Origin of the sequence: Marinobacterium sp. xm-d-530, from assembly GCF_013283365.1 — a bacterium.
Lineage (GTDB): Bacteria > Pseudomonadota > Gammaproteobacteria > Pseudomonadales > Balneatricaceae > Marinobacterium_E.
Genome location: NZ_WBYM01000002.1, coordinates 94,173 through 115,263, shown reverse-complemented (window position 1 = coordinate 115,263; position 21,091 = coordinate 94,173). Strand labels below are relative to the sequence as shown.

Sequence of the window (21,091 nt, the reverse complement as noted above, 5' to 3'; positions counted from 1 at the left end):
CTTATTTACTCTTTGAATCATAGTAATTCACCCTGATTCAGTTATGAACCCTTCTGCGCATCCTCTTTTAGTAGATTGAGCAGTTTACCCGCCGCATTAGAGAGTGTTCTGTCACGGTGGTAGATAAACCCAAGTGGGCGTTCAATGGCGTCACTGTCGATCACCACCTTATGCAGGCTGTTATCAATCATCGACTCTGGAAGTAGGCTCCAGCCTAAACCAACACTGACCATCATACGAATGGTATCAAGGTAGTTGGTGCTGATACCTAAATTGGGTGTTAGACCTCGCTGGGCTAACTGTTCGTGCACAATCAGAGAGGTGAAGGTATTAGGTGCTGGCAGAATACCTGGATACTGGTTCAACGTTTCAAAATCGGTTGTGCCATGCTGAGCGATAGGGTGGTCGTTGGAGACACAGTAAAAGAGTCGATCTAACCACAATACTTCTGAGTGGAGACGTGGGTCTGACTCTGGCGAGAGTGTGATCAGTGCCAGTTCAATGTCACCATGCAATACCGCCTCATAAGCCACTTCTGACTCATAAAAGCGCAGATCTAGCTCTGCGTCAGGGAATTGGGTGGTGAAGGTGCGCAGTGTGTTGGGAAGTCGGTGAAGGCTAATATGGTGGCTTGCTGCGACCGACAGGCGACCTGAGATATCACCCTTTATATTTTCAACGACGCGCTTGGCGTCTTCTAACTCCGCCAGAATGCGACGTGCCTGGGGGAGCAGTGCTTTACCGGCATCGGTCAATGCTATGGTTCGACCAATTCGATCAAACAGCCGAGCTCCAACCTGCTCTTCTAGCTGAGCCACGCGTTTGCTGACTGCTGATTGAGTTATAAACAGTCGCTGTGATGCTTGGGAGAAACTGCCTAGCTGAGCGGTTTCAACAAAAGCCTGTAGGGTAGAGGTATCCATAAGCCTAAGCTTACAAGAGAGCGGTTGAAATAGGCATAAAAAAAGCACCACAGAGGGTGCTTTTTGATCAAAGACTTATCTCAGGATTCGTCTTCTTCTAGTAGCTCTTCGCGAACAATGTGCACATCTTTTGGTGCTTCAATGCCGAGACGAACACTGCCGCCACCTGCTTCAACCACCATTACTTCAATGTTGCCATCAATAATCAATTTTTCGCCGACGTTACGTGTAAGTACAAGCATGGATAAGAGTCCCTTCTTAGGAAAAGTTAATCTGTTTTTTGTGTTACCAATGAAATGTAGACCATATTTTGAACTTTACAAAAAAAAGATTAATTTTTTTCAAAAAATTTAACTATTCTTATTTGGAATGGAAATTATAAATAATAAGAGTTTGTCTATTGAAAGAGGTGTGGATAAAATTTAGCCACTTTTAAATCCTTACGGATAGGTCACCAACCAGGAGAGAGAGATGGCTGGTAAAACACTCTATGACAAATTATGGGATGCCCATTTGGTGCGTCAGAACGAAGATGGCAGTTCATTAATCTACATCGATCGTCAAATTCTTCATGAGGTCACTTCACCTCAGGCTTTTGAAGGCCTGCGTATGGCGGGTCGTAAACCTTGGCGTATCGACGCTAACCTAGCAACACCTGATCACAACGTACCCACCACTGAACGTGCTGGTGGCGTCGATCAGATTGTCGATCCTGTTTCTCGTATTCAGGTAAAAACACTGGATGAGAACTGTGACGAGTACGGCATTGTCGAGTTCAAGATGCTTGATGAGCGTCAGGGTATCGTTCACGTTGTGGGCCCAGAGCAGGGTATGACTCTGCCAGGTTCTACCGTTGTCTGTGGTGACTCGCATACCTCTACCCACGGTGCTTTCGGTGCGCTAGCGCATGGTATTGGTACTTCTGAGGTTGAGCACGTTCTTGCGACTCAGTGTCTGATCGCTAAGAAGATGAAGAACCTATTGATTAAAGTAGAGGGTGATCTTGGTGTTGGTGTCACCGCTAAAGACGTTGTACTTCACGTGATTGGTGTTATCGGTACGGCCGGTGGTACAGGTTTTGCGATGGAGTTCGGGGGTTCTGCAATACGCTCGCTCTCTGTTGAGGGTCGTATGACTATCTGTAACATGGCGATCGAAGCGGGTGCTCGTGTAGGTCTTGTAGCGGTTGATGATAAGACGATTGAGTACTTTAAAGGTCGTCCATTCTCACCAACTGCGGATCAGTGGGAAGCGGCTGTAGCAAACTGGAAAAATCTAGTCTCTGATGATGATGCTCAGTTCGATAAGGTCGTTGAGATCAACGCCGCTGATATCAAACCTCAGGTGACTTGGGGTACCTCGCCAGAGATGGTGGTTGCTGTCGATGGCACTGTGCCAAATCCAGCGAACGCTAAAGATGCAGATGAAGCGAACTCTATTACTCGTGCGCTTGAGTACATGGGCTTGAACGCGGACCAGGCGATTACCGATATCAAACTTGATCGTGTCTTTATCGGTTCTTGTACTAACAGCCGTATCGAAGATATGCGCGCTGCCGCTGCAGTTGTTAAAGGCCGTAAGGTTGCAAGCACAGTGAAGCAGGCGCTTGTTGTTCCTGGTTCTGGTCTTGTAAAAGCGCAGGCAGAAGCGGAAGGTTTGGATAAGATCTTTGTTGAAGCGGGTCTTGAGTGGCGTGAACCGGGCTGTTCAATGTGTCTTGCGATGAACCCAGATAAGTTGGGTAATGGTGAGCACTGTGCATCAACCTCTAACCGTAACTTCGAAGGCCGTCAGGGCTTCGGTGGTCGTACCCATCTAGTGAGCCCAGCAATGGCGGCGGCTGCTGCGATTACAGGCCACTTCGTTGATGTGCGCGATTTTGAGTTGAACTCTTAAGTTAGGGCGGAGATAGAGATATGAAAAAGTTTACGACTCACACCGGTGTTGTTGCTCCGCTTGATCGCGTCAACGTTGATACCGATATGATCATTCCAAAGCAGTTCCTTAAATCGATTAAGCGCTCTGGCTTTGGTCCTAATCTATTTGATGAACTTCGTTACCTTGATGAAGGTCAGCCAGATCAAGACTGTTCTGGACGTCCTATCAACCCAGACTTTGTTCTAAACAAACCAGAGTACGCTGGTTCTAGCATTCTGTTAGCACGCAACAACTTTGGTTGTGGTTCTAGCCGCGAGCACGCTCCTTGGGCATTAGATGACTACGGTTTCCGTGCAGTGATTGCACCAAGCTATGCCGATATCTTCTTCAATAACTGTTTCAAGAATGGTCTATTACCGATCATTCTTACAGAGGATGAAGTGGAAGAGCTTTTCCAAGCCGTTGCTGCAGCACCCGGTATGAGCCTAACGGTTGATCTTGAAAATCAGAAAGTGGTTAGCCCAGACGGCAAAGAGTATAGCTTCGAAGTTGATGACTTCCGCAAGCACTGTCTGCTAAACGGTTTGGATGATATCGGCTTAACGCTTGAGCATGCTGATGATATCCGTGCGTACGAAGCGAAACGCCGTGCCGAAGCGCCTTGGTTGTTCGACGCGATTAAATAATTGATTTGTTCGCGGCTATTGATGGTGACTGGCTTTAGCCTGTCATCCGCTATTAATTTACGCTCGGTAGTCTGGAAGACGCTGAGAGAGTCGTGTCAGGCTGAAAGCCAGACACGGTAAATAAGGAATAGAAAAATGAACGAAAACAAAGTTTTGATTTTGCCAGGTGATGGCATTGGTCCTGAGATTGTTGCTCAGGCGCGTCGTGTGCTTGAACTGGTTAACGATCAAGATAACCTTGGTCTTGAATTTGATGAAGCACACGTTGGTGGTGCTGCGATCGATGCGACAGGTGTACCTCTTCCAGAAGAGACCCTAGCTAAGGCGCATGACTCCAAAGGCATCCTTTTGGGTGCTGTGGGTGGTCCTAAGTGGGATACAAACCCTGATTTTCAGATTCGCCCAGAGAAGGGGCTTCTAGGTCTTCGTACTCAGCTTGGATTGTTCGGTAACCTGCGCCCAGCGATTCTTTACCCACAGTTAGCTCACGCGTCTACTTTGAAGCCAGAAGTGGTTTCAGATCTAGATATTCTTATCGTTCGTGAACTAACGGGTGGTATCTACTTCGGTCAGCCACGCGGCATTCGCACCACTGAAGATGGCCTACGTGAAGGTTACAACACTTACGTATACAACGAAGATGAGATCAAGCGTATCGGTCGTGTCGCTTTTGAAGCGGCAATGGCACGTGGTAAGAAACTCTGCTCTGTCGACAAAGCAAACGTACTAGAAGTGACGGTGCTTTGGCGTGAAGTGATGGAAGAGTTGAGCGCTGAGTACCCTGAAGTTGAACTAAGCCACATGTACGTAGATAACGCTGCAATGCAGCTAGTACGTGCACCTAAGCAGTTCGATGTGGTGGTAACAGGTAACATGTTTGGCGACATCCTTTCAGATGCTGCTGCAATGCTGACGGGTTCCATCGGTATGCTGCCTTCATCGTCTATGAACGTGAAGGGTCAGGGTATGTTTGAACCTTGTCACGGTTCTGCTCCGGATATTGCGGGTCAAAACATTGCAAATCCATTGGCAACCATCCTGTCTGCCGCTATGATGTTGCGCTACTCGCTTGATAAGGGCGAAACTGCGGATCGAATCGAAGCCGCGGTAAGTAAGGTTTTGGATCAAAACCTGCGTACTGCCGATATCTTCTCTGAAGGCATGACGAAGGTTTCGACAACTGAAATGGGTGACGCGGTGATTGCTGCGCTAAGCGCATAATCAAACGTTAACCGAGAAGGCCGGTTAGATCCGGCCTTTTTTGATAGAGCTATTGAATAGCGAAAAAGTTTTTTGAGGGTAAATATGAATCGTGTAGGTTTTGTTGGCTGGCGCGGTATGGTGGGTTCCGTTCTTATGCAGCGTATGCAGGAAGAGCGTGACTTCGATCAGATCGTTGAACCGGTATTTTTCACCACTTCTCAGGTAGGTGCTGCTGGTCCAGACATTGGTAAAGAGATTGCTCCACTTAAAGATGCATCTGATATTGATGCGCTAAAAGAGATGGACGCGATTATTACCTGCCAAGGTGGCGACTACACGAAAGAGGTTTACCCTAAGCTTCGTGCTGCTGGCTGGAATGGCTACTGGATTGACGCTGCTTCTGCTCTGCGAATGGATGATGAAGCGATCATTGTTCTGGATCCAGTCAATAGCGATGTAATTGAGAAGGGTCTAGCGAAAGGGATCAAAACTTACGTTGGCGGTAACTGTACTGTCTCTCTCATGTTGATGGGTCTAGGTGGTCTATTTAAAGCGGGTCACGTTGAGTGGGTCTCTTCAATGACTTATCAGGCTGCATCAGGTGCTGGCGCACGCAATATGCGTGAGTTGATCACTCAAATGGGGCAGATTCGCGATGGTTCAGAAGCGCTTCTGAATGACCCTGCATCGGCAATTCTTGATATTGATCGTCAGGTTGTTAGCACCATGCGTAACGATCTAGCCGTTGATAACTTTGGTGTGCCGCTTGCGGGCTCGTTGATCCCTTGGATCGATGTACCTGTTGCCGATGGTCAGTCTAAGGAAGAGTGGAAGGGCTATGTTGAAACAAACAAGATTCTTGGCCGTAACTCTAACCCGATTGCTATCGATGGTACCTGTGTTCGTATCGGTGCAATGCGCTGTCACAGCCAGGCATTTACAATCAAACTGAATAAAGATCTTCCAATGGATGAGATCGAGCAGATGGTTGCTGAGGCGAACGACTGGGTGAAAGTGGTGCCTAATGATCGTCAGATCACTATGGAAGAGCTATCACCAACCAAAGTGACCGGTACATTGAGTATCCCTGTGGGTCGTCTTCGTAAAATGAAGATGGGCAAACAGTACCTAAACGCATTCAGTGTGGGTGATCAGTTGCTTTGGGGTGCTGCAGAGCCTCTTCGCCGAATGCTTCGTATACTTCTGGCTCAATAAGCGTAACGAATCAATTAACGGCCCGCTCATTTGCGGGCCGATCTTTTTGGAAAAGCTATGAAACTATTTTTTGTTGGTGTCTCATCTCTAGTAGCCGACCAGTTTTTTGAACTCTTCGAAGATCACCCTCTAGCGAGCGAAATTGAGCTCTCTTTATGGGATGACGAGAGCGAAGCGGGTCGTTCATTGATGATTAACGGGCACTCCACACTGGTGCGTCCCGTTGATCAAGCTCCGTTTGCTGAAGCGTCTGTGGTTATTCTGGCTCAACCTGAGGCGAGTGCAGATCTTTTGGAGCGCGCTTCCTTGGGTGCTACATTGATCGATCTCTACTCTAACCTGTCTGCTGAATCGTCTCAGTTGGCCGTCGCGGGTCGTGACCGTCTGGAGTCTGGCGAGTGGTATCAGCTCGCTGAGCCTGTGCTAGTAGCAGTCTACAAGTTCTGCCAGGCGATTAGCGCTAAAGTTGAGCCTCTTCGTATGCACATTGCCGCGACTTTGCCTGCCAGTGTTCATGATCGCAAAGGCGCTGAGGCTTTAGCACGTGAAACAGCCGCACTGCTTAATGGTCGTGAAGCGACAGAGCAGTTTTTAGATGCAACCCTAGCCTTTAATGCATTGGCTCAGCCGTTTGTATTGGACGAACAAGGTGAATCAGGGTTAGAGCGTCGTATTGCTGAGGGTGCTGATGCACTGTTTGACGATGCCGAAGTAACGGTATCAACCGTTCAAGTGCCGATGTTCCACGGTACCTCTGCAATGCTGATGGTTGAGACACAAGCGGACCAATCGGTCTCTGATCTAGTAGCGCTCATTGATCGAGATAATGCGTTGCGTTTCAGTCACAGCCCCAACGCCTCTACTCAATCGATGATTGGGCAGACTGAGTGTTTGGTATCGCGCCTGCGTGTCGATGCACGTGTGTACCAGACGATTCAAGCTACCCTGATGTTTGATGAGAACCGTTTCGGCCGTGCCTCAGCACTTTTAGAGCTGCTTGCTACATTGGTAACTAAGCACTAATTTAAAAAATCTGCCCGGTAAACTTGACCCATTACCGGGTAGCAACAATACTTCATTCAATAGAGAGAGATTAATCCTTTCGGATTAATAGAGTGGAGTGAAGTTATTGTGCGTCGTTTAGCACTCAGTATTGCCGTTTCATCCGCATTGTTAGCCAGTCAGGCTAATGCCCTAGGCCTAGGTGAACTCAATGTAAAATCTGCATTGAACGAGCCGCTTCAGGCTGAAATTCAACTGCTACAAGTTCGTGATTTAAAAGCATCCGATATTCGTCCTAAATTGGCTGATGATGACGCCTTCAGTCTGGCTGGCTTAAGCCGATCTGGCGTGTTGAGTTCGGTTGATTTTGACGTTGAGCTCAATGCCCAGGGTGGTGCTAAAGTCGTCATTAGTTCGGACACCCCTGTTCGTGAGCCCTTTATCAGCTTCTTGATGGAAGTGAATTGGCCCAATGGTCGTCTTGTTCGAGAGTACACCCTGTTGTTGGATCCTCCTCTGTTTGTAGAGGCTGCAGCTCAACCGACACCCATATCCGTGCCGTCCACTCCAGTAACTGACTCACTTCAGAAAGAGGGTCTTAAGGCTGAACCGGAAAAGGTTTTAAAAGCGAACCCGGCGCAAACTGTCCAAACCACACTGAGAACTGAGACCTCATCAGCGAATCAGGTTTATGTCGATGTAAATGATACCCTGTTTGCATTGGCTCAAAGTAATCTTCCTGATGAATCCGTCTCGGTCAACCAGATGATGCTGGCGATTCAGCGTCTAAACCCTAGTAGCTTTCCGACCAACAATATCAATGTTCTTAAAGCCGGTACGGTCGTCACGCTGCCCAATAGTGCGCAAGCGAATGAGCTATCAGTTAGGCAAGCGGCTATCGAAGTTCGCAAGCAGTATGAAGATTGGAAAAATGGCAGACGTTCCTCCGCTTCTGCAGCTATTGAGAAAGCGGACGTTACTCCAGTTGCTAAACCAGAGAGTGAAGCTCCCTCGGCTCAAACCTCTGAAGTGGTTAATCCATCAGAGGCTAAATTGAAGTTGGTCTCTGTTGACGAGACACAAGATCAACCTCTATCAACCAGCAGTTCAGAAGCTGAGGCTAGTCAGACGGTATCAGATTCAGTAGAGGTCCGAGCTGATAGCGAACCCTCTAACTCTGTGGTTGAAACTGAAGAGGAGGGAGCTTCTCTCTCTTTAGATCAAGATTCTGTTGCTACGCCCGTTGAATCAACGCCTCGCGAACAGGAGCTTCAAGCACTCAATCGAGACTTGGAAAATCAGCTGCTTGTAACTCAGGAGAGTGTCGAGAAAGTTGAACGTGACAATGCTGATCTCTCTGCAAAATTGGACTCTATAGATGAGCAGCTACAGACCATGCAGCGTCTAATTGAGCTAAAAGATCAACAGGTTGCGCAACTGCAACAGCAGTTGGAACAGCAGATGCAGCTAGCTCAACAGCGTAATGAGGACCCAGTCGCTGCTGTGATCGACTATGTTCGAATGAATCCTGAAATCGTTGGTGGCAGTGCTGTAGCCTTTCTATTGTTGCTGCTGTTGTTAATACGATCTTCAAGAAAGCCTGCGCCTTATCGTGAACCCGCGAGCAGTGCGGCAAAAGAGGATGAGGTTATCTCTGAAGCGCCTCTAGTACCTTCAGCATCGTCGACCCCAACTATGGCTGTCGTTGAGCCATCAGCTGTTGAACCCGCTTTGGAAACGTCGATTGAGCCAGTCATCGATCCAAAGCCTGATTCTGATTCAGAGAGTATCGCTAAGGCTGAAGCTGAGATTCAGTCGATGATCGATGAGGTGCTTCGAGCTCGTGCCAGTGAGCAGGCGGCCCAAGCTGAGATGGAAGCGATCAGCGATGAGGTTGCTGAAGAGTCACCGCCAAATGAATCCGTTGATGAATCATCAAATACAGGTGATCTCGCTTCAGTTGAACCTCAGCCTGAGGTCATTGATGATAATGAACTGGAAACAGAAACAGAAACAAGTTCTGACGCTGATGATTTCCTCTCCAGAGCTAATGCAGCTATGTCATCACCTGAAGAGCAAGAGGCGATGGTTAACGAAGCCGATGAGTCGCAGCCGGAAGATGATGATTTAGAGGAGTTTCTTGACTCTGAGCTAGAAGCCTCACTGGCAGATGCCGATTCGGTTGAATCGATTGTGGAGCCTGTAGAAGAGGAGAGTGCAGAGCTGCAAGACCTCGATTTTGTTATCGAGCCGTTTGATTCAGAATCTGACGAAGAACCACAAGAGAGCCAAATTCCGGGCGTTGATATGCCGCAAGCAGACTCAACGGATGAACCAGCGCACACTGACTCCATTGATGAGGACCTGGTCGCTCTAGAGGCAATGATGGGCGATGCCAGCGTTCCCGATGAGGCATTTGATATCGAGGTGGATCAAGATGTTGAAGCTGACGGACAGTCTGACGATCATTGGGAATTTGTCGTAGAAGAGAGTGATTCTGGGGCGCTGGACGGGGAGATCGAAAAGATTTTCGATGAAGTTGATGGCGATCTAGAGGTGGTAGAAGAGATTAATGACACCGCAGAGTCAGAAGATTTTGATACCCACTTCTACAGTGGTGCAGATGAAAACGAAACCCGATTAGATCTAGCAAGAGCTTACATTGAAATGGATGATTATGAGGCTGCTCGTGATATCCTTGTCAGTATGAAAGACAAAGGCTCTTCTGCTCAGCAGCAGGAGGTCGCAAACCTCTTGGATCAATTGGATAAAGCTTAGTTAATGAGCGATATTGAAAACATCAAAGGGGCGACGGAAGTCGCCCTTTTTCGTTACGCCCTTGGGATTGAGTACGCTGGTGCAAACTATCATGGCTGGCAGATTCAGGCAGATGAAGGGGTTGTCACGGTTCAGGAACGTCTGCAGCAGGCGTTAGCAAAGATTGCGAATCACGATGTGCATCTGGTCTGTGCTGGCCGCACCGATACCGGGGTGAATGGCTGTTATCAAGTTGTTCACTTTGATACACCCAATCAGCGAATCGATCGTGCCTGGGTGATGGGTACGAATCGACACCTCCCTGATGACATTGCGGTGCTTTGGGCAAAACCGGTGTCGGATCAATTTCACGCCCGTTTTTCTGCTCAAGCAAGACGCTACCGCTATCTGATCTACTCGGCACCTGTTAAACCGGCGATTCTCTCTAGAGGGGTTACTTGGACTCACAAGAGTCTTGATGTTGGGCGAATGCAATCGGCAAGTCGTTGTCTGATCGGTGAGCATGATTTCAGCTCTTATCGAGCGGTTGCCTGTCAGGCGAACAGTCCCGTTCGTACGGTGCATGATCTGCAGGTTTATAAAAGCGGTGAGATCATTGTGATCGATATTCAAGCCAATGCTTTTTTACACCATATGGTTCGAAATATTGCCGGTGTGTTAATGAAAATTGGTTCTGGAGAGGCTGAGGTAGAGTGGGCGGCTGAGGTGCTAGAGGCCAAAGATCGTCGCAAAGGTGGGGTGACCGCTCCGCCTTGGGGACTCTATTTTTGTGATGTTGAATACCCTGAAGAGTTTGCACTGCCGAAGGGTGGTACAGGGCCATATTTCTTGGGCCATTAGACTGACTAACTCTCTCTGTTTTGGTAGACTTTCCAACCGATAAATTGAGTGATCAACTCAGTTGTCTTTAACGACCTAATTTAGAGCCTCTATTGTGCGAACTCGTGTAAAAATTTGTGGTATCACCAATATAGATGACGCGCTATCGGCCGTTGATGCTGGGTGTGATGCGCTTGGCTTTGTTTTTTACGCTAAAAGTCCGCGAGCTGTTACTCCAGAACAGGCTGCTGAAATTATTTCCAAGCTGCCTGCGTTCGTTACCAGTGTGGCTCTGTTTGTGAATGAATCTGCTGAGGTCGTTAATCAGGTTATCGCCACAGCAGGTGTTGATCTATTGCAGTTTCACGGTGATGAGAGTGCTGAGTTTTGTTCCAGATTCTCTCGACCTTACATCAAAGCGCTTCGCATGAAGCCGGAGTTAGATCTAACGGCTCAGTTTGAGACGTACGCATCCTCACAAGGGATTCTTTTGGATGCTTATACCCCTGGGATACCTGGGGGTACTGGTGAAATGTTCGACTGGTCCAGAATACCAACTGAACTGGCAACCAAGATTATTTTGGCGGGTGGCTTGTCGGCAGAGAATGTTGCTGAAGCCATCGCTCAGGTGTCTCCCTACGCTGTTGATGTGAGTGGGGGTGTTGAGGCATCTAAAGGGATTAAAGATTCAAATAAAATGACAGATTTTATGAACGAGGTTTACCGTGCCAACAACAGATAATACACAGGTGCAGCTACCCGATGAGAATGGACACTTTGGCCAATTCGGTGGTCGATTTGTCTCTGAAACGTTAATGGGTGCTCTGGAAGAGCTTGAAGAAGTTTACAAAAAACTCTCTAACGACCCAAACTTCCAAGAGGAGTTTGATAAAGACCTCGCTCACTACGTGGGTCGTCCCTCGCCACTCTATTTTGCTGAGCGCCTCACAGAAAAAGTGGGCGGTGCTAAAATCTACTTGAAACGTGAAGATCTTAACCATACCGGTGCACACAAGGTGAACAACACCATTGGTCAGGCACTTCTGGCTAAGTTCATGGGTAAGCCGCGTGTTATCGCTGAGACAGGTGCTGGTCAGCACGGTGTTGCCTCGGCAACGGTTGCTGCTCGTCTGGGTCTTGAGTGTAAGGTCTACATGGGTGAAGAGGATGTTCGCCGACAAGCGCTAAACGTCTACCGCATGAAGCTGTTGGGTGCTGAAGTGATTCCAGTTACTTCGGGCACTAAAACGCTTAAAGATGCGATGAACGAAGCGATGCGTGATTGGGTAACCAATGTCGATAATACCTTCTACATCATTGGAACTGCTGCAGGTCCGCACCCCTATCCAATGCTTGTGCGTGATTTTCAGTGCGTCATCGGGCGTGAAACAAAACAGCAGTGTATGAATCAGATTGGTCGTCTACCGGATGCTGTTGTGGCTTGTGTAGGCGGTGGCTCGAACGCCATCGGTATGTTCCACCCATTCATTGAAGATGAGTCGGTTCGTATGATCGGTGTTGAAGCGGGTGGTCACGGTCTTGAAACGGGTGAACACGCAGCACCGCTAAGTGATGGTCGTCCAGGCGTACTGCATGGAATGCGTACCTACCTGATGGAAGATGATAACGGCCAGATTATCGGTACACACTCTGTCTCGGCCGGTCTTGATTACCCAGGTGTAGGTCCTGAGCACAGCTACTTGAAAGATATTAACCGTGCAGAGTACGTTGCGATCAATGATGACGAGGCACTCGATGCATTCCGTACGTTGACGCAGGTTGAAGGTATCATGCCAGCACTTGAATCCTCTCACGCGGTTGCTTACGCCATGAAGATGGCAAAAGAGATGAGTCCAGATCAAGTGATTGTTGTAAACCTATCGGGTCGTGGTGATAAAGATATACATACCGTCGCAGGCATCGACGGCATTGAGATGTAATTGGAGAGTTAAATGAGTCGTATTGAAGCCTGCTTTGCTGCCATGAAGGCAGAGGGACGTAAAGCGATTGTCCCTTATGTAACCGGTGGTGATTCAAACCCAAGCGTTACCGTGCCTCTAATGCATGCACTAGTTGAAGCGGGAGCGGATGTCATTGAGTTGGGTGTGCCTTTCTCGGATCCAATGGCCGATGGCCCCGTGATTCAGTTAGCCTGTGAGCGTGCCCTTGAGCACGGCACCAGTTTGACCGATGTATTGGCAATGGTTGCTCAGTTCCGTGAACAGGATCAGACAACACCGGTGGTTCTAATGGGCTACCTTAACCCTATCGAAGTGATGGGCTACGAAACCTTTTCTAAAAACGCTAAAGCGGCAGGTGTCGATGGTGTGCTAGTGGTCGATATGCCACCGGTTGAGTCTGCTGGCCTAATGGCGGCAATGAAGGCTGAGTCACTTGATATCATCTTCCTCATTGCACCGACAACCTCTCCAAAACGTCGTAAGGCGATCTGTGAGCAGGGCAGTGGTTATCTCTACTATGTATCCGTTAAAGGTGTGACTGGATCAAAAGCATTGAATGTAGATGAAGTAGGGGCCTACATCAGCGATATGCGCCAGGATACAGATCTGCCGATCTGTGTAGGCTTCGGTATCCGTGATGGTCAGTCTGCTGCAGCCGTCTCTAAAGTATCCGATGGTGCCATTGTCGGTTCCGTGCTGGTTAATCAAATTGCAGAACTGGCAAACACGCCAGGGAAGATTCCTGCTGCAGTTGCAGGTATAGTTAAAGAAATGCGTCAAGCGATCGACGCTTAAGTCGATCATTTAGGGAGTACCATGAGTAACTGGTTGGAAAAGATCGTACCGTCACTGGCACGTAATGATGAGAAAAAACGCAACAGCATTCCAGAAGGGCTTTGGGAGAAGTGTCCAAAGTGTGAAAGTGTGCTGTACAAGCCAGAGTTAGATAAGACCTTACATGTCTGCCCTAAATGTGATCATCACCTACGTATTGGCGCCCGTCAGCGTTTGAACTACTTCCTTGATGAAGGGTCAACGAAAGAGATTGCAGCTGATATTGAGCCAATCGATCGTCTTAAGTTCAAAGACTCTAAGAAATACAAAGATCGTCTAACGGCTGCTCAGCGCGATACCGGCGAGAAAGACGCATTGGTTGCGATGAAGGGTACCTTAGAGGGCAACCCAGTTGCTGCGGTCGCTTTCGAGTTCCGTTTCATGGGTGGTTCAATGGGTACAGTTGTAGGTGAGCGCTTTGTACGTGCTGCTGAAGTCTCATTGGCTGAGGGTATTCCTCTGGTCTGCTTCTCTGCTTCAGGCGGTGCTCGTATGCAAGAAGCGCTATTCTCCCTTTTTCAAATGGCTCGTACATCGGCTGTACTTGAAGAGATGCGAGTCAAAGGTATCCCTTTCATCTCTGTGTTAACTGACCCTGTCTACGGCGGTGTCTCTGCCAGCCTTGCTATGCTGGGTGATTTGAACGTTGCTGAGCCTCGTGCACTGGTTGGCTTTGCAGGTCCACGTGTTATCGAGCAGACCGTTCGTGAAAAACTTCCTGAAGGGTTCCAGCGCAGTGAGTTCCTTCTAGAGCATGGGCAAGTTGATATGATTATTGAGCGCGGTGAGATGCGTAGCCGTCTTGCTAAAATGCTTCGTCAAATGCAGGGCCAGCCTGCTCAACAACTCGCCGACTAAGCGCTCAGAAGACGATTGGGTTATGAGCAAATTGAGCTCAACTAACAGTTTGGAAGAGTGGCTCGAAGTCATTGAGGCCGCTCATCCGTCTGAGATTGATTTGGGTTTAGATCGTGTTGCTGAAGTGGCCCATCGCCTAAATCTGGATTTTTCTCGCAGTAAAGTCATCACTGTAGCGGGTACCAACGGTAAGGGTTCAACCTGCGCGATGTTGGATTCTATTCTTCGCGCATCAGATTTTACCACCGGTGTCTACAGCTCCCCTCATTTTTTAAACTACAATGAACGGATAAAGATCAACGGATTAGATTCATCTGATGAAGTCATTGTTGATGCATTTTGTCGGATAGATCAAGCTCGAGAAGAGATCTCTTTAACCTACTTTGAGTACGGCACACTGGCTGCGCTGATCATCTTTTCAGACCTGGCTCTTGATTATGTGATTTTAGAAGTTGGGCTCGGCGGGCGATTGGATGCCGTTAATATTGTCGATGCTGATATCGCTGTGATTACCTCCATTGCGTTGGACCATATTGATTGGTTGGGCGACGACATCGAGTCCATCGCGCGCGAAAAAGCGGGTATTTTTCGACCTAATAAACCAGCGGTCTGTGCGATGTCACCGGCAGCTCGATCAATTGTTCAACACTCGGCTGAACTGAATGCTCCGCTCTACCAATTTAACCAAGATTATCGATTAGATGACGCTCAGAAGGTCTGGAACTGGTCGGGTGTCGATCTGAAGGGTGAGCATATCGCTTACTTTGATCTGCAAGTGCCTCCTTTGCCACTGATTAATGCTGCAACTGTTCTGCAAGTATTGACGTTGATTGCTCCTGACGTTTCCATTGAGTCGATCGCTAGTGGATTAGAGAGTGTACAACTCACCGGTCGCATGCAGAGTGAAACAATCGGTGTAACCGAGTGTCTTCTTGATGTGGCACACAATCCGCAAGCGGCTGAGTACTTAGCGGATCGATTGCAGCAACAGACTAAGCCGTCGAAACGAACCCTAGTGCTGGGTATGCTTAATGATAAAGATCGACAGGGTGTGATTGAGGCACTGAGGCCGATCACCGATGAGTGGTACTTGGTTTCACTACAAGGACCGCGCGCCAGTCAAGCTGAAGAGCTTGTGAATCTGGTTGGGGCAAACAACCCTCATCAATGTTTCGCGTCTGTATCCGAGGCGCTTGATCAATTATCAAACTCTACTTCAGAGAGTGAGCAGGTTCTGATCTGCGGCTCTTTTCTAACCGTTACGGAGGCCCTTAGTTGGCTCAAGACGCATTAATTCAGGCAAGTATTCGCCGTCGATTGTTAGGGTTGGGAGCGCTCTTGGTAATCTCACTCTCTATCGCTCCGCTGATCTTCGATGCCGCAGGCTATAAAGAGCGTAAAATTGTGGATCGTATTCCTCCTGCACCGACCTTGCCGCCCGTTATGGAAGCGGCTCCAGCGGTTGTTTTGGATGAGACAATCAACGAACCCGAGGTGATTAACGAGCCAGCGCCAGTGGCTCAGCCCGTTGTGATCAAAGCACCGCCAGTAGAGGTGGTCGAAAAGATGAAGCAACGTGCTCCTGAAGAGGTCTCGCCGGCAGAAGATATGCCAGCTTTGGATGAGAACGGAATTCCGGCGGCCTGGTCTTTGCAGTTAGCAAGTTTCAAAGATGAGCGAAATGCTAAGTCTCTTCGCGCTGATCTGACAAAAGCGGGATACAAGGTCTATATCCGTCGTGCCAACGACCTAGTTCGTGTCTACATCGGGCCAGAAATGCAACGTACCCGTTTAGAGTCGCTAAAAGAGTCGATCAAAGAGCAGTACTCATTGGATGGTATGATTGTGCGCTTTACAACTCAGTAAGCGATGATAAATAGATCAAGAGTTCATTGGGTAAACCGATCCACTCTGATAAAATGCAGCTGTTTTTAACTTTGGATAGAGAAGATGATCTGGACTGATTGGCTAATTATCGGCATCGTTGCCGTGTCCAGTCTATTAAGCCTCAAGCGTGGATTCGTGCGAGAAGCTCTATCACTTGTCACTTGGGTCAGTGCTTTTATAGTGGCGCGCCTGTTTTCAACCAGTCTGAGTGCCTATCTGGTTGATTACATCGAGACCCCATCCCTCCGTATGTTGGCAGCCTTTGCCGCTCTATTTGTATTAACACTGATCGTGGGTGCTCTTGTCGGTAAATTGATTACCGCTTTGATCAGTGCTACTGGTTTGTCTGCAACCGATCGTATCCTTGGAATGGGCTTTGGTGCCGTTCGTGGCGGTCTGGTTGTTGTTGTCATTGTTGCTCTGTTGGGGCTAACCCCAGCCGTTGAGGATCAATGGTGGAAAGATTCTCAGCTCATTCCTCACTTCGTTTTGATGGAGGAGTGGACCAAAGAGACTGCAAAAGAGATAGGTGGTGTAATCTGGACACTCAGCAGTGATCCAGCCAGCGCCAGTGCCGTGAATTAGTTCGATATAGGTAGATCGGATGTGTGGAATAGTTGGCATCGTAGCCAAAACCTATGTTAACCAGACAATTTTTGATGCGTTAACAGTCCTGCAACACCGTGGTCAAGATGCTGCGGGTATGGTTACTTGTGAAGGTAACCGCTTTTATCTTCGTAAGGATAATGGCTTAGTCAACGAAGTCTTCCGTACACGACACATGAAAAAACTGAATGGCGAAATGGGTATTGGCCACGTGCGCTACCCAACTGCCGGTAGCTCAAGCTCAGCAGAAGCTCAGCCATTCTATGTCAACTCACCTTACGGTATTGCGTTGGCACACAACGGTAACCTAACTAACTCTGAGCAGTTGGCTGATGAGGTGTTCCGTTCTGATCTTCGCCACATCAATACCACCTCTGATTCAGAAGTGTTATTGAACGTTTTTGCCCATGAGCTTCAATTGTTGGGCAAGTTACACCCAACCTCTGAAGATATCTTCAACGTAGTGGAAACGGTCCATAAGCGTTGTCAGGGTGGTTATGCCGTTGTTGCGATCATCACCGGTCTTGGCCTAGCCGCTTTTCGTGATCCTTTTGGTATTCGCCCACTGGTTTACGGTAAGCGAGAAACCGAAGCAGGCGTTGAATACATGGTGGCCTCAGAGAGTGTTGCGCTGGATACTGCAGGCTTCGAGATGGTTCGTGATGTGGCGCCTGGTGAAGCGATCTTCATTACTCAACAGGGTGAGATCTTTACCAAGCAGTGTGTTGAAACACCCGTGCTTGCTCCTTGTCTGTTTGAGTATGTCTACCTAGCTCGTCCTGACTCGATCATTGATGAGACACCGGTTCACAACGCGCGCATGGCGATGGGTGTGAAATTGGCGGATAAGGTGCGCCGTGAGTTCCCAGAGCACGATATCGACGTCATCATTCCAATCCCTGATACCAGCCGTACAGCGGCACTTGAGATGGCGAAAAGCCTGAAAGTGACCTACCGCGAAGGCTTTATCAAAAACCGTTACATCGGCCGTACCTTCATCATGCCTGGGCAGACTCTGCGTAAGAAGTCGGTTCGTCAAAAACTGAACCCGATTCAATCTGAGTTTAAAGACAAAGTGGTTATGCTGGTTGATGACTCTATTGTACGTGGTACTACGTCCGCTCAGATTGTTGAAATGGCACGTGATGCAGGTGCGCGTAAAGTCTACTTTGCCTCAGCAGCCCCTGAAGTTCGTTACCCCAACGTATTCGGTATCGACATGCCCAGTGCCAGTGAGTTGATTGCACATGGTCGTACTGCGGAAGAGGTGGGTAAAGAGATCGGTTGTGATTGGATGCTCTACCAAGATCTTGATGATCTAAAAGCCTGTGTCACAGAACTTAACCCTGCCATTACTCAGTTCGATACCTGTGTCTTCAATGGCGAGTATGTCACTGGAACAGTGACCAGCAGTTACCTTGATAACATCGATGCTAAGCGCAACGACGGTGCTAAGGCGAGTGCCGATGATGAACAGACCGAAGGAAACGAGTCTACCAACCTACATAAAGCTTTTTAAGGATGAAGCATGGGAAGTAAGCAGTTCGAACGACCTGAAAGGATTCAGTTCAGCGATGATCACTACGCGGTAGAGACGCTCGCAGTTAGAGCGGGTCAGTGGCGTAGTGAAGAGGGTGAACACTCCGACGCAATCTTCCCAACCTCTAGTTTTGTCTACAGCTCAGCAAAAGAGGCTGCTGATACCTTTGCCGGCAACATCGAAGGCAATGTCTACTCACGTTTCACCAACCCGACGGTTCAGGCCTTTGAGCGTCGTATTGCGGCGCTAGAGGGTGGGGAGCGCGCCATAGCGACCAGTTCAGGGATGGCGGGCATTATGAGTCTCTGTTTGTCATTAATGAAACATGGCGATCATGTGGTCTGTTCTCGCTCTGTGTTTGGTTCAACCGTATCACTGTTTGAAAAGTACGTGAGTCGAGCAGGGATCGAAACGACCTTTGTTGATCCTAAAGATTTGAACGCATGGCAATCGGCTGTGCGTCCAACAACCCGTATGTTCTTCTTAGAGACGCCCAGTAACCCTCTAGCCGAGGTGACGGACATACAGGCCGTTGCTGACGTGGCACATGCTGCGGGCGCAAAGTTGGTAGTGGATAACTGTTTCTTAACTCCTGCTTTGCAAAAGCCGCTGTCGCTCGGCGCGGATATTGTCATGCACTCGGCCACCAAACACCTTGATGGACAGGGTCGTGTTGTCGGTGGCGTTGTGGTTGGTTCAGATGCTGATATGGAAGAGGTGTTCGGGTTTATCCGTACAGCGGGCTCCTGTCTGAGTCCATTCAATGCATGGGTTTTCCAAAAAGGCTTAGAGACACTTCCACTGCGAATGAGAGCGCACTCAGAAGCTGCACTAGAGATTGCACAGTGGCTAGAAAGCCAGCCGAAAGTAGCGAGAGTCTACTACTCAGGTCTCGCTTCGCATCCACAACATGAACTGGCTGCTCGTCAGCAATCGGGATTTGGTGCGGTACTTGGGTTTGAAGTTGCGAGCGATACCCTGAGCCAGCAAGAGGCGGCTTGGTCGTTTATCGATGCAACTGAAGTCATCTCGATAACCGGTAATCTAGGTGATGTTAAGAGCACGATTACTCACCCTGCAACGACGACTCACGGACGTATGTCAGCTGAAGCTCGTGCAGAAGCGGGTATTCAAGATAGCTTGATTCGTCTCTCTGTCGGCCTAGAGAACGTTGATGATCTCAAGCGCGATCTACAGCGTGGCTTAGACGCCATTTAAAATCGATTTTTTATGCGTCTGATTGTTGCCCCGATGGAGGGCGTTGTTGATTACAGCATGCGTCGCCTCATCGCTCGAGTGGGCGGCGCCGATCAGATGGTCTCCGAGTTTGTGCGCGTTAACGACACGCTGCTTCCCCCTAAAGTCTTTCATAAACTGATCCCAGAACTGAAACAGGATTATTGCGGTTACGGCGATACCCCTCTGGTTGTTCAGTTATTGGGTTCTGATCCTGTATCCCTGGCCAACAATGCTTTAATTGCACTTGAGTTGGGCGCGCCTGCGATTGATATGAACTTCGGATGCCCCGCCAAAACCGTTAATAAGAGTAGGGGTGGATCGATTCTCCTTAAGGAGCCCAAGATCGTTCATGATGCCGTTAAAGCGGTGCGTGATGCGGTTCCTAGCCATATCGAAGTCAGTGCTAAAATGCGCCTAGGGTATGAAGACAAATCATTGGCAATCGATAATGCGCAGGCGATCGAAGCGGCTGGTGCAAGCTATTTGACGGTGCATGCCCGCACGAAGGTAGAGGGGTACAAACCGCCGGCACACTGGGAGTGGATCGCCAAGATTCGAAATGCAGTCTCAATTCCAGTGATTGCCAATGGCGAAGTCTGGAACGTTGAAGACTATGACCGTTGCCGAGAGGTCAGTGGGTGTGACGATGTCATGATAGGGCGAGGCTGGGTTGCTAACCCACTGCTACCGCTTCAGATTAAAGATAGAAGCTACCCGGCCGATTTGGATGAGTGTTGGCAGCTGCTTAAGCCGAATATCCTTGAATTTTATAATGATGTCTTCTCGTTAATCGAAGAGCGACACGTGCATGGTCGTATTAAACAGTGGTGCAATATGCTGGGCTGGCACTATCCGCAAGCTAAAGAGCTATTCCAAGAGCTCAGAACAGAGCGGGATGCTGTGAAGATTGGGGATGTTCTTAAAAGCCGACTCCAGTAATCAGTTTTGGCTTTCATAACAGATCGCGGTTTATCGCTTCGCGCTAATTCGCTCCTACATCTCGTGACGGTGACTGGCTTTCAGCCTGTCATCCGCTGGTAGATTTTGCTCTATCTTCTGGAAGAAGCGGCAAGGGTCGATGACAGGCTGAAGGCCAGTCACGGTTAAAAAACGCGGCAAATGCCGCGTTTTTTTAAGTCTATTCTTAGCTAATCTCAATCCGACGAGCTTTCATCGCTTCTGGAATTTCACGGATCAATTCAACGTGAAGCAGTCCATTTTCCATCGACGCATTTTCAACGCGGACGTGATCGGCTAGTTGGAATCTGCGCTCAAAGTTACGGGCTGCGATGCCTTGGTAGAGGTAGGTACGCTCTACTTGATCTTCCGCTTTGTTACCACGAATCACTAGGTTGCCGCTCTCGCTGGTAATCTCAATCTCTTCGCGAGTAAAGCCGGCTACAGCCATAGTAATGCGGTAAGAGTTCTCTCCGGTCGCTTCGATATTGTACGGAGGGTAAGCTGATTGTTCGCTTCGGTTAGCGGTATCAATCATGTTGGCTAGGCGATCGAAGCCAATGGCTGAACGGTATAGGGGTGTTAGGTCAAAATTACGCATGGTCATATCCTCAAATTAAGCAATATGTAGTTCAAAGTTAAACCACCCAATCGGCGTGGTTAAGATGTGCAGCACCTCATGGTCACTGCCTACATAAATAATTT

20 protein-coding genes are annotated in these 21,091 nt (G+C 48.6%); 17 read left to right on the top strand and 3 right to left on the bottom strand.

Annotated elements, in window-relative coordinates:
• Nucleotides 1–41: 41 nt before the first annotated feature.
• Nucleotides 42–923: a LysR family transcriptional regulator gene (locus XMD530_RS03860; protein ID WP_173506765.1), complete on the bottom strand. Its 882-nt coding sequence runs from the start codon at nucleotides 921–923 to the stop codon at nucleotides 42–44.
• An 80-nt stretch (nucleotides 924–1,003) separates the two neighbouring features.
• Entirely contained in the window at nucleotides 1,004–1,165 is a 162-nt protein-coding gene (locus XMD530_RS03855; protein ID WP_173480830.1) for a carbon storage regulator, read from the bottom strand.
• A 229-nt stretch (nucleotides 1,166–1,394) separates the two neighbouring features.
• On the opposite strand from XMD530_RS03855, the gene leuC reads away from it, so the two are divergent.
• The 17 genes from leuC to XMD530_RS03770 all read left to right on the top strand — a co-directional run bounded on the left by leuC (nucleotide 1,395) and on the right by XMD530_RS03770 (nucleotide 20,368).
• On the top strand, nucleotides 1,395–2,819 hold the full coding sequence (gene leuC / locus XMD530_RS03850; protein ID WP_173506764.1) for a 3-isopropylmalate dehydratase large subunit: 1,425 nt from the start codon (nucleotides 1,395–1,397) through the stop codon (nucleotides 2,817–2,819).
• Between the two features lie 20 nt (nucleotides 2,820–2,839).
• Nucleotides 2,840–3,487 carry a 3-isopropylmalate dehydratase small subunit gene (gene leuD / locus XMD530_RS03845; RefSeq protein ID WP_173482428.1) on the top strand — a complete coding sequence of 216 codons (648 nt, stop codon included), beginning with the start codon at nucleotides 2,840–2,842 and terminating at the stop codon, nucleotides 3,485–3,487.
• A 135-nt stretch (nucleotides 3,488–3,622) separates the two neighbouring features.
• A complete protein-coding gene (leuB, locus tag XMD530_RS03840) occupies nucleotides 3,623–4,708 on the top strand; it encodes a 3-isopropylmalate dehydrogenase (RefSeq protein ID WP_173480833.1) in 1,086 nt (361 codons plus the stop codon).
• Between the two features lie 84 nt (nucleotides 4,709–4,792).
• Nucleotides 4,793–5,905 (top strand): aspartate-semialdehyde dehydrogenase, encoded by a 1,113-nt coding sequence (asd, locus tag XMD530_RS03835; protein ID WP_173482429.1) that lies wholly within the window; start codon nucleotides 4,793–4,795, stop codon nucleotides 5,903–5,905.
• Between the two features lie 57 nt (nucleotides 5,906–5,962).
• Complete coding sequence (locus tag XMD530_RS03830; RefSeq protein ID WP_173506763.1) at nucleotides 5,963–6,928, top strand: Asd/ArgC dimerization domain-containing protein; 966 nt, start codon at nucleotides 5,963–5,965, stop codon at nucleotides 6,926–6,928.
• 108 nt (nucleotides 6,929–7,036) lie between these two features.
• A complete protein-coding gene (locus tag XMD530_RS03825) occupies nucleotides 7,037–9,685 on the top strand; it encodes a FimV/HubP family polar landmark protein (RefSeq protein ID WP_173506762.1) in 2,649 nt (882 codons plus the stop codon).
• Nucleotides 9,686–9,688: 3 nt separating this feature from the next.
• Nucleotides 9,689–10,525, top strand: a complete 837-nt coding sequence (gene truA, locus XMD530_RS03820; RefSeq protein WP_173480837.1) for a tRNA pseudouridine(38-40) synthase TruA — start codon at nucleotides 9,689–9,691, stop codon at nucleotides 10,523–10,525.
• 94 nt (nucleotides 10,526–10,619) lie between these two features.
• Entirely contained in the window at nucleotides 10,620–11,246 is a 627-nt protein-coding gene (locus XMD530_RS03815; protein WP_371731704.1) for a phosphoribosylanthranilate isomerase, read from the top strand.
• Complete coding sequence (trpB, locus tag XMD530_RS03810; protein WP_173494411.1) at nucleotides 11,230–12,444, top strand: tryptophan synthase subunit beta; 1,215 nt, start codon at nucleotides 11,230–11,232, stop codon at nucleotides 12,442–12,444. The genes XMD530_RS03815 and trpB overlap by 17 nt, the downstream gene beginning before the upstream one ends.
• Nucleotides 12,445–12,456: 12 nt before the next feature.
• Nucleotides 12,457–13,260, top strand: a complete 804-nt coding sequence (gene trpA / locus XMD530_RS03805) for a tryptophan synthase subunit alpha (RefSeq protein ID WP_173484486.1) — start codon at nucleotides 12,457–12,459, stop codon at nucleotides 13,258–13,260.
• Between the two features lie 21 nt (nucleotides 13,261–13,281).
• Nucleotides 13,282–14,157: an acetyl-CoA carboxylase, carboxyltransferase subunit beta gene (gene accD / locus XMD530_RS03800; RefSeq protein ID WP_173495524.1), complete on the top strand. Its 876-nt coding sequence runs from the start codon at nucleotides 13,282–13,284 to the stop codon at nucleotides 14,155–14,157.
• Between the two features lie 22 nt (nucleotides 14,158–14,179).
• Nucleotides 14,180–15,451, top strand: a complete 1,272-nt coding sequence (gene folC / locus XMD530_RS03795) for a bifunctional tetrahydrofolate synthase/dihydrofolate synthase (protein WP_173506761.1) — start codon at nucleotides 14,180–14,182, stop codon at nucleotides 15,449–15,451.
• The gene (locus tag XMD530_RS03790) at nucleotides 15,433–16,023 is read left to right on the top strand and encodes an SPOR domain-containing protein (RefSeq protein ID WP_217363888.1); all 591 of its coding nucleotides are present in this window, start codon (nucleotides 15,433–15,435) and stop codon (nucleotides 16,021–16,023) included. Before folC ends, XMD530_RS03790 begins: the two co-directional genes overlap by 19 nt.
• 84 nt (nucleotides 16,024–16,107) lie before the next feature.
• The gene (locus XMD530_RS03785; protein ID WP_173482434.1) at nucleotides 16,108–16,629 is read left to right on the top strand and encodes a CvpA family protein; all 522 of its coding nucleotides are present in this window, start codon (nucleotides 16,108–16,110) and stop codon (nucleotides 16,627–16,629) included.
• Nucleotides 16,630–16,648: 19 nt separating this feature from the next.
• The gene (purF, locus tag XMD530_RS03780) at nucleotides 16,649–18,169 is read left to right on the top strand and encodes an amidophosphoribosyltransferase (protein WP_173506760.1); all 1,521 of its coding nucleotides are present in this window, start codon (nucleotides 16,649–16,651) and stop codon (nucleotides 18,167–18,169) included.
• 9 nt (nucleotides 18,170–18,178) lie between these two features.
• Nucleotides 18,179–19,408: an O-succinylhomoserine sulfhydrylase gene (locus tag XMD530_RS03775; RefSeq protein WP_173506759.1), complete on the top strand. Its 1,230-nt coding sequence runs from the start codon at nucleotides 18,179–18,181 to the stop codon at nucleotides 19,406–19,408.
• Between the two features lie 12 nt (nucleotides 19,409–19,420).
• The gene (locus XMD530_RS03770) at nucleotides 19,421–20,368 is read left to right on the top strand and encodes a tRNA-dihydrouridine synthase (RefSeq protein ID WP_173506758.1); all 948 of its coding nucleotides are present in this window, start codon (nucleotides 19,421–19,423) and stop codon (nucleotides 20,366–20,368) included.
• Nucleotides 20,369–20,573: 205 nt separating this feature from the next.
• Here the strand turns inward: XMD530_RS03770 and XMD530_RS03765 are convergent, their stop codons facing one another.
• A complete protein-coding gene (locus tag XMD530_RS03765) occupies nucleotides 20,574–20,987 on the bottom strand; it encodes an Hsp20 family protein (RefSeq protein ID WP_173480846.1) in 414 nt (137 codons plus the stop codon).
• Nucleotides 20,988–21,091: the final 104 nt, after the last annotated feature.